This is a genomic window from Candidatus Kaistella beijingensis, from assembly GCF_020084865.1.
In the GTDB taxonomy this organism is placed as follows: Bacteria; Bacteroidota; Bacteroidia; order Flavobacteriales; family Weeksellaceae; genus Kaistella; species Kaistella beijingensis.
In genome coordinates this window covers 2,294,924-2,310,016 of the sequence record NZ_CP071953.1, presented here as the reverse complement: position 1 = coordinate 2,310,016, position 15,093 = coordinate 2,294,924, and the positions used below count along the sequence as shown (strand labels likewise).

General features: G+C 37.0%; 14 protein-coding genes. 4 read left to right on the top strand and 10 right to left on the bottom strand.

The window, feature by feature from the left end:
• Window positions 1-28 precede the first annotated feature (28 nt).
• Window positions 29-1,741, bottom strand: coding sequence for a single-stranded-DNA-specific exonuclease RecJ (gene recJ / locus J4771_RS10760; protein ID WP_224135004.1), 1,713 nt, complete (start codon window positions 1,739-1,741; stop codon window positions 29-31).
• Window positions 1,742-1,927: 186 nt separating this feature from the next.
• Complete coding sequence (locus tag J4771_RS10755) at window positions 1,928-3,550, bottom strand: ABC-F family ATP-binding cassette domain-containing protein (protein WP_224135003.1); 1,623 nt, start codon at window positions 3,548-3,550, stop codon at window positions 1,928-1,930.
• Between the two features lie 182 nt (window positions 3,551-3,732).
• On the opposite strand from J4771_RS10755, the gene smpB reads away from it, so the two are divergent.
• The 3 genes from smpB (at window position 3,733) to J4771_RS10740 (ending at window position 6,588) form a co-directional block, all read left to right on the top strand.
• The gene (gene smpB, locus J4771_RS10750; protein ID WP_224135002.1) at window positions 3,733-4,191 is read left to right on the top strand and encodes an SsrA-binding protein SmpB; all 459 of its coding nucleotides are present in this window, start codon (window positions 3,733-3,735) and stop codon (window positions 4,189-4,191) included.
• Window positions 4,192-4,268: 77 nt separating this feature from the next.
• Window positions 4,269-5,753, top strand: coding sequence for an OmpA family protein (locus J4771_RS10745; protein ID WP_224135001.1), 1,485 nt, complete (start codon window positions 4,269-4,271; stop codon window positions 5,751-5,753).
• Between the two features lie 94 nt (window positions 5,754-5,847).
• Entirely contained in the window at window positions 5,848-6,588 is a 741-nt protein-coding gene (locus tag J4771_RS10740) for a YebC/PmpR family DNA-binding transcriptional regulator (protein WP_224135000.1), read from the top strand.
• Window positions 6,589-6,618: 30 nt separating this feature from the next.
• Here the strand turns inward: J4771_RS10740 and J4771_RS10735 are convergent, their stop codons facing one another.
• Window positions 6,619-6,915, bottom strand: a complete 297-nt coding sequence (locus J4771_RS10735) for a GNAT family N-acetyltransferase (RefSeq protein WP_224134999.1) — start codon at window positions 6,913-6,915, stop codon at window positions 6,619-6,621.
• 246 nt (window positions 6,916-7,161) lie between these two features.
• Here J4771_RS10735 and J4771_RS10730 point away from each other — a divergent pair, with 246 nt between their 5' ends.
• On the top strand, window positions 7,162-7,581 hold the full coding sequence (locus J4771_RS10730) for an OsmC family protein (RefSeq protein ID WP_224134998.1): 420 nt from the start codon (window positions 7,162-7,164) through the stop codon (window positions 7,579-7,581).
• A gap of 8 nt (window positions 7,582-7,589) precedes the next feature.
• Here the strand turns inward: J4771_RS10730 and J4771_RS10725 are convergent, their stop codons facing one another.
• From J4771_RS10725 to J4771_RS10695, 7 genes are all read right to left on the bottom strand, one after another.
• On the bottom strand, window positions 7,590-9,278 hold the full coding sequence (locus tag J4771_RS10725; protein WP_224134997.1) for a putative transporter: 1,689 nt from the start codon (window positions 9,276-9,278) through the stop codon (window positions 7,590-7,592).
• Between the two features lie 87 nt (window positions 9,279-9,365).
• Window positions 9,366-10,742, bottom strand: a complete 1,377-nt coding sequence (locus tag J4771_RS10720; RefSeq protein WP_224134996.1) for an alpha-amylase family glycosyl hydrolase — start codon at window positions 10,740-10,742, stop codon at window positions 9,366-9,368.
• Window positions 10,743-10,819: 77 nt separating this feature from the next.
• Entirely contained in the window at window positions 10,820-11,227 is a 408-nt protein-coding gene (gene aroQ, locus J4771_RS10715) for a type II 3-dehydroquinate dehydratase (RefSeq protein ID WP_224134995.1), read from the bottom strand.
• 63 nt (window positions 11,228-11,290) lie between these two features.
• On the bottom strand, window positions 11,291-12,751 hold the full coding sequence (locus J4771_RS10710) for a geranylgeranyl reductase family protein (RefSeq protein WP_224134994.1): 1,461 nt from the start codon (window positions 12,749-12,751) through the stop codon (window positions 11,291-11,293).
• Between the two features lies 1 nt (window position 12,752).
• A complete protein-coding gene (locus J4771_RS10705) occupies window positions 12,753-13,781 on the bottom strand; it encodes a polyprenyl synthetase family protein (RefSeq protein WP_224134993.1) in 1,029 nt (342 codons plus the stop codon).
• Between the two features lie 2 nt (window positions 13,782-13,783).
• Window positions 13,784-14,401, bottom strand: a complete 618-nt coding sequence (locus J4771_RS10700) for a hypothetical protein (RefSeq protein ID WP_224134992.1) — start codon at window positions 14,399-14,401, stop codon at window positions 13,784-13,786.
• A 28-nt stretch (window positions 14,402-14,429) separates the two neighbouring features.
• A complete protein-coding gene (locus J4771_RS10695; RefSeq protein ID WP_224134991.1) occupies window positions 14,430-15,089 on the bottom strand; it encodes a hypothetical protein in 660 nt (219 codons plus the stop codon).
• Window positions 15,090-15,093: the final 4 nt, after the last annotated feature.

The window sequence follows — 15,093 nt, the reverse complement described above, 5'->3', positions numbered from 1 at the left end:
ACTTGTAAGGACAAATCACGATTTGTTCCTACTTATGAAATTTCACGTCCCGAATATTCAGATAATACGTCACATTTCCTTTCCAATGATTTTCTTCGGCAGTAAATGCGATATCGAAGGATTTTTCACGGAAATCATCCGCGTATTTTCCTAACTTGAAGCCGACACATTCGATGTTTCTTCCGGTAGATTCCTGTTTAATATAGAATTTGAGGTGACTCCCATCTTTTCCCATCGTTTTCACATAACCTGAAACTTTTTGATTTTTTAAAACCAAAACAGGTTTCATATTGTGCGGTCCGAAAGGGGCGAGTTTGCGGTGAAAGTTGAAAAAATCTTTATTCAGGTCATCAATTTCCACATCAGAATCAATAGAAATACTTGGTTCTTTTTGGTGTTCCTGAATTTTTTCGGCAACTACTTTTTCAAATTTTTCACGGAAAAGTTCAAACTTGTCTTTTTCCATGGAAAGTCCTGCTGCAGCGGGATGTCCGCCAAATTTTAAGAACAAGTCGGAACAGATTTCCAAAGCATCATGCACATCAAAATCAGAAACAGAACGTGCAGAAGCAACCATTTCTCCGTTATTTCCGTCGGTAAAAACCAAAGTCGGTTTATAATAAGTTTCGGTCAACCTTGAAGCAACAATTCCAATTACGCCTTTGTTCCAATCCGGACCGTAAACAACTGTGGTGAAGTTAGAAAGTTGACCGGTATTCACCACCTGCAAAAGTGCTTCGGTTGTGCTGCTCATGTCCATTTCACGGCGGGAATCGTTGAGGTTCACAATTTCATCAACAATTTGGTGAGCATGTTTCAAATTATCTGAAACCATCAATTCTACTGCGGCTTTTCCGTGGGAAATTCTACCTGCAGCATTGATTTTCGGAGCGATTTCAAAAACAATATTCGAGATTTCAAATGTGGCTAATTTGTCTTCGGGAATCAACATCCTTAAACCAAGATTTCTCGTTTTCCGTAAAACTTTCAATCCCTGTTTTGCCAAAACTCTGTTTTCGCCGGTCATTGAAACAATATCGGCTGCAATGGAAATGGCGAGTAAATCGGTGAGTTCAAAAAGTTCGGCTTCAGGAATTTTATAAATAGTGTTTAAACCTTGACACAATTTAAAACCAACTCCGCAACCTGAAAGCTCCTTGAAAGGATATCTGCAATCTTTTCTTTTAGGATCCAAAACTGCAACCGCATCAGGAATTTCCTCGCCTGGTAAATGGTGGTCGCAAATGATAAAATCGATTCCTAAATTTTTGGCGTACTCAATTTTATCGAGCGCTTTAATACCGCAATCCAGGGCGATAATTAAAGAAAAGCCGTTTTCTTTGGCGAAATCAATTCCTTCCGTAGAAATTCCGTAACCTTCAGAATTTCTGTCGGGAATATAAAAATCGAGGTATTTTTTCTCGACGATTTTACTTAAATAAAGGTACATCAACGCAACCGCGGTAGTTCCATCAACATCATAATCGCCGTAAACAAGTATTTTTTCACCATTTTCAATTGCCGTTGCAATTCGGTCAACAGCGACCTGCATATCTTTCATTAAAAACGGATTGTGAATATCGTTGAGGTTGGGCTTGAAAAATTCCCGGGCTTTTTGATAATTGTCTATCCCACGAAGAACGAGGATTTTGGATTCAAACGTTCCAAATCCGAGTGACGAACTGATTCCGTCCACAATATCTTCATCGGGTTCCGGTTTGTAAATCCATTTTTGACTCATAGTTTACAAAAGTAAGAAAAAAGTTGGAAGATGGAAGTCCGAAGATGGAAGTTGGAATACAGAAGATGGAAGAGCAGATAATAAATTTTCTTAAGATTATTTTCAATATTGCAAAAAAATACCGCCCAATCTCTTGAGCGGCAATTTCTATTTCAAGTTTCGTACTTTTTATTTGGATCTTCTTATTTAAGAATACATTTCCAGTTGAAGTTCCTTTACTTTTTTATCCTGAAGATATTCGTCGTAAGTCATTTCGCGGTCGATAATTCCTTTTGGAGTAAGCTCTACGATTCTGTTACAAACGGTTTCAAGCATTTCGTGGTCATGAGAAGCGAGAAGAACAGTTCCTTTAAAGTTTGACAGTGAGTTGTTCAAAGTGGTGATACTTTCCAAATCTAGGTGGTTGGTTGGTTCATCCATTAAAAGGATATTTGCTTTCTGCAACATCATTCTAGAAAACATACAACGCATTTTTTCGCCTCCGGAAAGTACGGTACAAGATTTCAAGGCTTCATCACCAGAAAACAGCATTCTTCCTAAAAACCCGCGAACAAATTCTTCGTGACGTTCTTCGTCATTTCTCGTGAACTGTCTTAACCAATCCACAAGATTTATATTCTCTTTAAAAAATTCTTGGTTATCAAGCGGCATATAAGATTGAGTTGTCGTAACTCCCCAATTGAATGTTCCTTTGTCCGCCGTGGAATTTCCTGAAAGGATTTGGAAAAACTCTGTAATGGCTAAAGAGTTTTTAGAGATAATTGCCACTTTATCACCTTTCTTTAAATTCAAATTGATATTTGAGAAAAGCAGTTCGCCGTCTTTCGTTTTTTCTAAATCTTTCACCTCAAGAATTTGGTCACCTGCTTCTCTTTCGGTGTCAAAAATAATGGCAGGATAACGTCTTGAAGTGGGTTTGATGTCCTCAATATTCAATTTGTCGATCATTTTTTTACGTGCAGTTGCTTGTTTTGCCTTTGCTACGTTAGAAGAAAATCGCGCGATGAAATCCTGAAGTTCCTTTTTCTTTTCTTCTGCTTTCTTATTTTGTTGTTGACGCTGTCTTGTTGCCAATTGCGACGCTTGATACCAAAAAGAGTAATTTCCGGTATATAGATTTAATTTTGAATAATCCAAATCACCGATGTGCGTACAAACCGTATCCAAGAAGTGACGGTCGTGCGAAACCACAATCACGGTATTTTCATAATCAGCAAGGAAATCTTCAAGCCAGGAAATCGTGTCGATATCTAGGTCGTTGGTAGGTTCGTCGAGAATTAAAACGTCCGGATTTCCAAATAAAGCCTGTGCGAGAAGAACTTTTACTTTGTCTTTATTTTCAAGTTCGCTCATCATTTGATAGTGCATGTCGTCTTTAATTCCAACGTTAGAAAGCATCGTCATTGCATCAGATTCTGAATTCCAACCACCCATTTCATCATAGATTACTCCAAGTTCACCTGCTTTAATTCCATCTTCATCAGAGAAATCTTCTTTAGCGTAAAGTGCATCCATTTCTTCTTTGATGTCGAAAAGTTTTTTATTTCCTCTTAAAACTGTTTCTAAAACAGTGAAGTTGTCATAAGCAAAGTGGTCCTGCTCCAAAACCGACATCCTTTTTCCCGGTTCTAAAGACACATTTCCTGTTGTTGGCACTTGTTTTCCTGTTAATATTTTGAGGAAGGTGGATTTTCCGGCACCGTTTGCACCGATGATTCCGTAGCAATTTCCTTTGGTGAACATGATGTTTACCTCGTCAAATAGCACCCTTTTTCCGAATTGTAGTGATAAATTAGATACTGTTAACATATAGTTTTGTAAATTTGCGGCAAAATTACGAAAAGTAATCGGGTTTTTAGGTATGGTTTTTGTAAGGGCTATTTGCAATGGTTTAAAAAATCAATTTAATTCTGCTCTTTGAAATTTGTGATTGTTTTGTTAATATTTTATAAAATTTAACAGTTTAAAAAATTCCAATTTTTTACTTACAGATGAAGATCGAAAAAACAGTAAATATTTTTAATAAACGCGCCCGATTTGAATACGAAATTTTGGAAGAAATCGAGGCGGGAATGGTTCTTACAGGAACTGAAATTAAATCTTTACGGTCTTCAAAAGCGAGTATAACGGAAGCGTTTTGTCAATTTGTTGATGGAGAATTATACATCATTAATATGATGATTGATGAATACAAATTGGGAACATTTTACAACCATAAATCAAAAAGGGAACGGAAATTGCTTTTGCACAAAAGAGAATTGCAAAAGTTTGAAAAAAAACTTAAAGATGTTGGCAATACTATAATTCCTTTAAAGCTCTATATTAATGATAAAGGAAAAGCCAAAATTTTAATTGCATTAGGTCGCGGTAAAAAACTCTTTGATAAACGAGAAAGTATAAAAGAGAGAGAAAATAAGAGAAATCTAGACCGTATATTAAAGAAAAGTTAAAAAAAGACTAGAAATCTTTGTATATAAAGAAAAATTATATTTATTTTGCATTATCAATTATTTAATCATTTAATTCTATGAAAAATCTAAAATTAGGAATTTCAGCATTGGCACTAACTGTTGCCTCTACTGTTTTCGCACAAACAACTACAAATCCGTGGTTGATCGGTGTAGGTGCACACGGGATAAATCATGTTGCTGTTGGAGGTAAAAGTTTGGGTAGCACACTTGGAACTGCTTTCGGAGGCGATGACGCTAACAGATTGTACAACATTAACAATTTTACAATTACGCCGCCACTTTCAAAATTAACTGTTGCAAGAAACATTAATAAGTATTTGGTTCTTGATTGGCAAACTTCTGTTGGTAATATTGATAACAAAAGAATCAACATGGGAAAAGAATTTTTCCTAATGACTGGTTTAGGTCTTCAATTTAAATTTAACGGTCTTTGGAACGAAGAGTCTTGGTTTGACCCATATTTAAGAGTGGGTGCTAATTATATGAGACATGATTATTCAGGCGTAACTTTCCCTGTTACTGATTATTATCATAATATCACTTATCCAGGTTTCTCTGACAATCAGGCGTTTACACAGAGAAGAAAAGATCACTTCACTGTTGCAGGTGGTTTAGGATCTAACTTCTGGATTACTAAAAACTTCGGGTTAGGTATTCAAGGTGATTATGTTGCTACACCAACTGACAAATCTGATGTTGCTAATTTCTGGCAAGCTTCAGCGTCTATCTTGTTCAGATTCGGACAAACAGATAAAGATAAAGACGGAATTTTAGATAAAGACGACAGATGTCCTGATACTCCAGGTTTAGCAGAGTTCCAAGGATGTCCTGACACAGACGGAGACGGAATTCCAGATATCGATGATCAATGTCCAGATGTTGCTGGTCCAAAAGAAAATAACGGTTGTCCTTGGCCAGATACTGATGGAGATGGTGTTGTAGATAAAGACGATGCTTGTCCTACTGTTGCTGGTCCAGCTGAAAACAACGGTTGTCCTTGGCCAGATACTGACGGTGACGGAATCTTAGACAAAGATGATGCTTGTCCTACAGTTCCAGGTCTTGCTCAATACAATGGTTGTCCAAAACCAAAATCAGTAACTGCCTCTGAAGTAGAAAGTGAATTGAAAAACATTTATTTCGATTTCAATAAAGCTACTATCACTCCGCAATCTAGCGCTAGATTAGATGCTGCAGCTACAATTATCAAAACTGATGGAGGTAACTATTTACTAGAAGGTCAAACTGATAAAAAAGGATCAGAAGCTTACAACTTGAACTTATCTCAAAGAAGAGCAGAAGCTGTCGTAAAAGCTCTTGATGCAAGAGGTGTAGATGCAGGTGCATTGAAATCTATCGGTGTTGGTGAAGCTAAAGCGGTAGTTCCTGAAACTGCTACTGATGCTGAAAGACAGCAAGACAGAAAAGTAGTTGTAAGAGCTATCGAAGATGCTACTGAATGGGGTACTTACAAGAAATCAGATGTTGTAGTTCCTGTGAAAAAGGCTCCAGCTAAGAAAGTTGTAAAAAAGAGAAAATAATTAAAAAGTTTTTCTAAATATGAAACACCTCCAATTTGGGGGTGTTTTTTTATGAACTAATTCGTATTTTTGCAGCCATAAAATCATACAAATTATGGGACGCGCATTTGAATATAGAAAGGCATCAAAAATGGCACGTTGGGATAAAATGGCCAAAACATTTTCCAAAATAGGTAAGGACATCGCACTTGCCGTAAAAGCAGGTGGACCTGATCCCGAATCAAATCCTGCACTAAGAAGATGTATCCAAAATGCGAAGGGTGCAAACATGCCAAAAGACAATGTGGAGCGCGCAATCAAAAAAGCAAGTGGTGCGGATGCGGAAAACTACGAAGAAATCACTTATGAAGGTTACGGACAAGGCGGTGTTGCATTCTTTGTGGAGTGTACCACCAATAATCCAACGAGAACTGTTGCTAACGTAAGGGCGATTTTCAATAAATTTGATGGAAATCTTGGAAAAAACGGCGAACTCGCTTTTATTTTTGACAGAAAGGGAATTTTTTCAATTGAAAAATCCTTAATAAAAATGGACTGGGATGATTTTGAAATGGAAATGATTGATGGAGGTGCCGAAGAAATAGAAAGCGATGATGATGAAGTAATGATTACAACAGCATTTGAAGATTTCGGTCATTTGTCGCATAAACTAGATGAACTTGGAATTGAGGTCAAAAGTGCAGAGTTGCAAAGAGTAGCCAATAATACCAAGGAGGTTTCTGAAGAACAATTTAAAGCCAACATGAAAATGCTTGACCGTTTTGAAGAAGATGAAGACGTTCAGAATGTTTATCACAATATGGATATCACAGATGAACAAATGGGTACGCTATAAAATAAAGACCCAAAAATATTCTTTGAGTCTTCATTTTAAATGCTGTAGCAACACGTCTTCTACCCCATCCATCCTGTTCATTACTGCACGCGCGTAAGAGCAATGTGGATAAATTTTCCAACCGTTTTCTCTTGCAAATTTTATGGCATCTTCCACCAAAAATTTGCCCATTCCTCGACCTTCAAATTGTGGATGAACCAATACAAATGATATAATCAATTTATGATCATCGGGAAATATGGTATATGTTAAGCGTCCAATTTCGTCAGTTTCATTATTTAATGTTATAAATCCACCGTTGCCGGATCTGTTGTTTTCAAATCTCATTCTATGATATTACAATTATTTAAATATAATAAAAAAATTGGATGTAGGGAAATCCTACAAAAAAATAAAAAAACAACATTTGAGATGGGAAAAAATCTAATAATTTTTTCGTTTGTGCGTCAAGTAATTTACAAAGCCGTAAATTGCCAAAACAATAAATAATAGTAAAAACCAATTCATCACTATCAATTTTTGTTAAAGTTATAGAGTTATTGCAGATATTGCAACCGTGAAAACACCTTTTTTATGAAAATCAAATTAAACCGAATCGACGAAGACTTTCTATTTGAATGCACAAATTCTAACGGAAATAAAATCCTTTTAGATAATACATCAAAACCTGATTCAAAAGGTGTCTCTCCGATGGAAAGCGTGTTGATGGCTGTTGCTGGATGCAGCGGAATCGATATCGTTTCAATTTTGAAAAAACAAAGACAGGAAATCAAAAGTTTTTCAGCCGAGGTTGAAGGTGACAGAATTCAAATTGGCGACGCAAAACCATTTAAGAACATCATGGTTCGATTTTACCTAACAGGTGTGGTCGATATTAAAAAAGCGTTCAAAGCTGCCGATCTTTCTTTCGAAAAATATTGTTCCGTCTCAAAAACTTTAGAACCCAATGTAAAAGTAGATTGGGAAGTTTTTGTTAATGGCGAGAAAGCGTAAGGAATTAGCTATGAAAAAATCAAAATTAATAAGCTTGCCACAAAAATTCGGAAAATCGTGACCAACGGATAAACCTGAGCATAACTTTGGACAGGAATATCGGAATCCAAATAATTCGTGCTGAACGACAACGCAGCGGGATCGGTGTAGCTTCCGCTCATGATTCCTGCCAATTGAAGGTAATTTATTTTCATGAAAAACCTGCCAACAATTACCATCGCGATTAGAGGGATAAATGTTATGGCTGAACCGAAAAGCAACCAATTCCAACCGTTATATTTGATAAAATTTTCGTAGAATCCATCTCCCGCATGAATACCTACTGCGGCAAAAAATAAACAAATTCCGAAATCCTTCATAAAATATATCGCTCCATTATTGATATAGGAGTGGATAAAAGAAATTCCTCCATATCTAGAAATTAACAAGGCCACAATTAAAGGTCCGGCTGCAAAACCCAGTTTAATTGGAACGGGCAGCGACGGAATTACGATAGGAATTGATCCCAAGATAACCCCCAAAAGCAAACCTCCGAAAAGTGAAAGAAAATCGGGCTCCAATAATTTTTTTTCTGAGTTTCCAATAATTTTTTCGGCTTCTTCAATAGCTTCCCGTGAACCAATAACACGTAAAATATCACCATAGAACAACTCCAGAGAAGGGCGCGGTAATATTTCCCGACCAGCCCTAAAAACACGGGTTACCTTTAGATCGTAAGTATTGTAAAGGTCGAGTTGCGACAGTTTTTTGTGAACTGCGGAAGGTTTAGTAACAAAAATATTCTTTTTGCGAATATCGGAGTCCGATTCAATAAACAAATCAGTTGAAGGACGCCCCACCTTCTGAATAAATTCATCCAAATGGCTTTCCAGGCCTACAATCATCAACACGTCTCTGTCACGAAGATGCGTATCTAATGTTGGTGATTGAACCGCATCGCTTCCACTGTGTTTTAACCGGGAAACCACTATTTCATGCCCAAAATCTTTAATGACTTGATGTAAAGTTTTTCCAAAATACTCCGGATTGGTAACCCTCATTTTCTTGTGAATCAAGGGCAGCTCTCGATTGATTTTAGACATTCGAAACTTGCGCATTTCAACTTCAGGATTAATCTTCAAAAGTAATTTGGACAGAATAATTGTTCCAATAATACCGAAAACTCCTAGAGGGTAAGTTATGGCGTAACCAATGGTAGGATCGTCGAAGGTTTTGTTTGGAAATGAATTTTTAATTTCTTCAATTGTATTTTTTGCGGCCCCTAAACCTGGAGTATTCGTAACAGAACCACTCATAATTCCTACCAAATCCTCTATTTTTAATCCCGTTAATCTAAAAAGAACAATCGTTATCAATCCACCAAAAAGTACTGTAGAAACTGCCAATATATTAAATTTCAATCCCTCATTCCTGAATGAAGAAAAAAAGGATGGTCCTACTTGAAGACCGATTCCGTACACAAAAAGAATTAATCCAAAATCGCGAATAAAATCCAAGATTCCGTCTTGAATTCTGTATCCTAAATGACCAAGAAATAATCCTGTAAACATCACTGCAGAAACTCCGAAGGTGATCTTACCCAGCTTTAATCTACCCAAGAATATTCCAGTTCCTATTGCAAGCATGATCGCAACAATAGACTGTGTTACAGAAGGATTTTCAACGGGTAGTAAAAGATTTTGAAGCCAATCGAACATGATGTAAAATTTTTAGCAAAATTACACCTAAAAAGGTTGAAACAACATTAATTAAAAATGAAATTTATCAGATTAATGGTTGTAGCACTATTTTCCTTTAACCAGAACCAGGTAAGACCAAGGTTCCAAATTCAGCATTGTTTTTTCTTTGATGTCGAAATTCTTATCCGTGAAAAGTTCCCTGTATTTTCCCTGAAAGTACTGAGTGTCTAAATTAACCTCAACCGTTTTATCAGAAAAATTAAATATTGGGAGAACGGCATCTTGATTTTTTTCCCTGTAAAAGGAAACAACTCGGTCTTGATGATCATTCACCACCCGAATCATTTCGCCACCATATTTTCCGTTCCAAAGTGCTTGGTTTTCATGTTTAAGATGGAAAAGTTTGCTGAACAAAACTTCGTTTTCGTGATCTTTCCATTCGATTGGATCTTTGTCGAAAAATTTCAAACTTCGGTTTAAACCTGCTTCCTGACCACTGTAACAAAGTTGCATTCCATTTACGACACCCGTGAAAACAATGGATGTTTTCAATCCGTCACCGAAGTTTTTTTGTGGCGTTCCGTTCCATGAATTCATGTCGTGATTATCGGTGAAGACCATTCTATAGGCATTTTTCGGAACAGAATTCACGTCATGCGAAAGATACTCCACCAAACCTGCAATTCCTTTATTTTGTGTGGTTGCATCTTTTAGTTTATCAAATAAAGTCCATGAATAAGTCATGTCGAAAGATTTTTTGTACAGATCGCGGCTTTCCCACTCTGCAAGCATAAATACGGGTTTGATTTGATCGAGTTCCGCTCTTGCATTCTCCCAAAAATCAACGGGAATAAATCCTGCAACATCTGCTCTGTAACCATCAATATTAGCTTCTTTGACCCAAAATTTCAGAGATTCCGTCATATATTTTCTGAAATCGGGATTGTCATAATCAAAATCAATCACATCATCCCAATCGTACCATGGAGTGGGCTGAAAATTTCCGGAACGTGTTTTTGTGTACCAATGCGGGTGAGTTGTTGCGAGCGGATTGTCCCATGCAGAATGATTTCCTACCCAATCGATGATCACATACATTCCCATCGAATGAATTTTATTCACCAAATTTTTGAAATCCTGCATCGTTCCAAACTCGGGATTAATTCCACGAAAATCTTTTACGGAATAATAACTACCCAATCCGCCTTTCCTGTTTTTCTCTCCGATCGGATGAATCGGCATCAGCCAAATAATATCGACTCCCATTTTTTTGAGTCTTTGCAAATGACTTTCGAAAGACTTGAAAGTTCCTTCGTTGGTATATTGACGGAGATTCACCTCATAAATCGTTGCATTCTTGCTCCATTCAGGATGTTTGATTTGAACGTATTCTTTCGGTTGATAACGCGGATCTTTGGTTTGGGAATGAAAAAAAGTAAGCCCGAAAAGGATTACGAATAATGACAGAATAGAATTTTTCATTTTGATAATTTTATCAAAATTAAAGAAAATATGAACATGCAAAGTTTAGGCAAAAGATTCAAGCAAAATAAAAAAGATTACTTCAGGCTTAAAATTGCGAGTTTGTAGCCATTCAAACCAAAACCACTTAGAACAGCATCGGTATTTGCCGCGGTAACTGATTTTTGACGGAATTCTTCTCTTTTGTAAATGTTAGAAATATGAACCTCAACTTTAGGCTTTGAAATATTTTTCAGGCAATCTGCAATGGCGTAGGAATAATGAGTAAAAGCACCTGGATTAATGATCAAAGCCTCAAAATCATCTTCTTGAATTCGGTTAATAATTTCTCCCTCCACATTGGATTGGTAATACTGAATTTCATGTTGTGAAAATTCTTTAGTTAAAGATTCCAAAAAATTTTCCATGGAAATATTTCCATAGATTTCCGGTTCGCGAGTTCCCAGGAGATTAAGGTTGGGTCCATTGATGATGAGGATTTTCATGCTGAAAAATATGTTGAAACAAATATAATTCAACTTTTGGGAATTTAGACATGCAATTTTGTTTTAGTCTTTCGTAGATTTTATTGCATATTTGGACACGTTCACGATTTTTTTTCCGATTTGTGAAATCCATTCCATATTGCTTCTTCGGTCGTGGCTTATTTCTGAAAGAATTTGCTTAGCAGATTTCCAAAACAAACTTCCGTCCTCTATAAAATCTGATGGCTGCTTTTTCATGTCTAAAAAATAATTACTCCCTGAAATCCCGCCCTGCAACAAAATTTTTAAGATAAAATCCAAAGTCAACGCCTGAAATGAAGGAAAAGTTCCCTCTGAAATCCCCACAATAATTTCACCAAATTTTTGGTCATTTTTTGCCCTTGCAACTAAAATATCAACTGCTTTCATCCAAATAGGAAGCAAGGATTTATTTCGTGGAAAATGCACAATCAGATTCGAAAATGCCAAATCATAACCCAACTCTTTATCCAGAATTTTTTTGTACGGCTGAAGTTTTTCGGTTGTAAAATCGTCCTCCTCGAAACATTTTTTCAAAATTTCCGAAGCCCATCTTGCACTGAGCAAAGCATACTGAATTCCATCGCCGCTTAAAGGATTAATTAAACCGGCTGCTTCACCTACCAATAAAACACGGTTTCCTGTTACTTCTTTTTTCGCGTCGTAAAAGGTTATCGGCCAACCTTCAATTTTATGACGAAGTTTTCCGTTCCCAATTCTCGCAGAGATGTCTTTATTATTAGAAATATGGTCGTTCAATAATTTCTTTACTTGTTGCTGCTTTTGGGGAAAAGTTTTAGAAAGCGTTGCCAAACCAATGTTTGCACCTGATTCCCCTTCTGGAAAAAACCAATAAATCCCTGGAAAATTATCCTCAATGAAATAAACATCCATTCTGTCCGAAGGCCCTTTCACTTCGTCGTAATACGCCCGCAAACCAACCAATTGATAATCTTCGTCGAAAGTTTCTTTGCGCAGCAATCTTCGGACTACCGAGCGACTTCCATCTGCGCCGATGATGATTTTTGAGGTAATGTCGAATACTTTTTGTTCTTGCTGCAAAGTGGTAATTACTTTGTTCGGAAGCACTTTATATTTTAAGACACGGGTTTGTTCCAAAAATTCTGTGCCCACTTTTTTGGCGGTTTCAAAAATAGCGTTGTCCAATTCAATTCGGGGTATGATTCTCGCATGGTACGGCAAATGTTCGGGTAAGACAAGATTTACGATGGCGTGATCGTCTTTTACAAATAGCCCAACTTTAGTAATTTCGTTAGCTTTTCTAAAAATATTGGAACTGGTAATTCCCATTTCATGAAGTTCGTTGATGGCAATGGGACTTACCGCATCGCCGCAAACTTTGTCGCGTGGAAATTTTTCTGATTCAGCAACTATCACCCTTAAACCTAATTTGGAAAGATGATAGGCAATTGCACTTCCGGCGGGACCGCCACCGGAAACCAAAACATCGCAATCAAAATTAATTTTTTCCTTAATTTTTAACATGTCAATAATTTCTGTTGATCATATATAAGATGATGCTTTCTAAAAAAGATTTGTCTTTGGAGTCGGGCAATTGCGCAAAATGGGTATAAAATTCCTTCAAGGCAGCACCCGCCAAATATTTGCTCGTTTCTTTGGCGTGGTCAATGGATTTGTACTTTTGCATCAACTGAAAAACTTTCGCTGCTTCGTCATTTCTACGCTGAGGAATGGGTTGTGAAAGAAAACTTTTTATAAAAGAGAGTTCCTTATTATTTGCATTCTCCATCAAATGAATGAGCATCAAAGTTCTTTTTCCCTCGATAATGTCCCCACCGATTTCTTTTCCATATTGGTGTTCATCAGCAATAAGGTTTAAAATATCATCCTGAATTTGAAAGGCCGCTCCCATGAAGAAACCAAGCCGGTCAAATTTTTCGGGTTTCACATACCCTTTTGTTCCGATGATTGCGCCGATTCGGATTGGATGCATGCAGGTGTACCAACAAGTTTTTTTCAGTATCATCCGAAAATAATCGGATTCATTCAAATCGATTCTGTTATCCAGCCTCCAACCGAGTTCCAACGCTTGCCCTTCTGTAGATTCTGTAACAAGATGTTGAACTTCTAAAAATATTTTCTCTGAAAGTTTTTCACCCAAACGAAATTTATTTTGAAAAAGCGGATAAAGTCCCAAAGCATTCATCGCATCACCCACGTTGATTGCAATTGCTTTTCCGGTCAACTGGTGCATGCTTGGTTTGTTTCGGCGGTTGTAACTTTCATCTTCCACATCATCGTGGATTAGGAACGCGTTGTGCAAAAGCTCCAAAGTAATTGCAGAAAGTTTTGCATCCTCCTGTTTTCCGCCAAAAGTTTTGCATGTGGCGATACACAAACCGGGGCGAAAACCTTTTCCGCCTCTGTTCGGATAATCGTGCATCAAATCGTAGAGATATGCTTTCGGCTCTTTATCGGGAATAAACTGATTAATGCCGGAAAGCGTATATTCCCCATATTCCTGCAACATATCTTTCATCATTGTAGAATTCATCTTTATTCATCTATTTGCAGGGTAATTAAAATGACGGTTTTTGGATTTAATTTATCCGAGAGAATTGCGCGATAAAATCCTGAGGTGGCATTTTTTGGAATTTTGACCACGATATGGATTTCCACTTTTTCTTTTGCTTTTAATAAAACTGAATTCGGCTTGATGAGTATGTTTCGCGAACTGATTTTCTTGTTGTCATAACCGATAAAATCAGATTTTGTAAGGGAAATTTGCACGTCGTTATCATCATCGGAAAGTACAATTTGGAATGAAACAGATTCACCAGGTTTTAGAATTTTGTCGGATTCCAAAAAAACGGGTTGTGATAAATTTTCGGTTGACTTCTTTTGAATAACTGCTGATTTTTCGGCATTTCCAGTTTTTGCTCTTTCAGTAATCCCGTTCAGTTGTTGCGCCAAAGTAGCAAATGCATCCAGAAATAAATCCACCGCTTCATGGGTGTCCCTACGTATTCTGTTCATTAATTCGTCCTGATTATTTCGCACTTCTTCTACGTTGATGAATTTGGTTTCCAATTTTTTGGCAGCCAAAATTCCAGCGGCGATCTCTTCCTCCAAAACATTTACCGCAGAACTCACAATTCTTTGTGCACTGCTCATAATCCGCTCCGAACCCTTTTCTTTGGAGCTATTTTTTTGCGGTGGTTTTTTTTGCGGGTTGGGTATTGATGACATCTTGTTTTGTGTTTTGCTCTATGGTAAGTACAATGGTAAAATAAGCCGGTTCAAAACCGATTACTCTCGCGTAGCTATAAAAAGTTCCTGCCGCTGATTTTTCTGAAACTGAACACAAAACCGAAATACTTTCAGATTTTCCTGCTTCCAAATCAAAAGATTGTGGCTGGAATGAAACTGTAATGTCCGGATTCTCCTTATGTTCATCAATGCTTACAAAAGGGGTATTTTCCAGTTGACAAAATGCTTTCTCGCTTTTGGAATTATCCAACACAAAAGAAATGTCGATTGAACTTCCAGCATTTCCTTTGCCAGCAAGTGTGAACGAAGAACCCTGCTCTTCATTTTCTCCCCGTCGATTTTCTGGAACAGACAAAATTTTGTTCGTCACGGTAAAACCATAATCAATCAGTTTGGAATAATAATCCAGGTTTAATTTCACAATTCCGTTGAAAACATCGGCGATTAAATCTTGATTGATATTGGTTATTTTTTGGGTGGGGGAATTCTTCAGTTTACCAATCACATCAATACTTTTATTAATGTAATTTCTATTGATATCCAAAAACTGTTTTGTGATACCTTCTAAATTTTGAGTGATATTGGTGCCCATAATT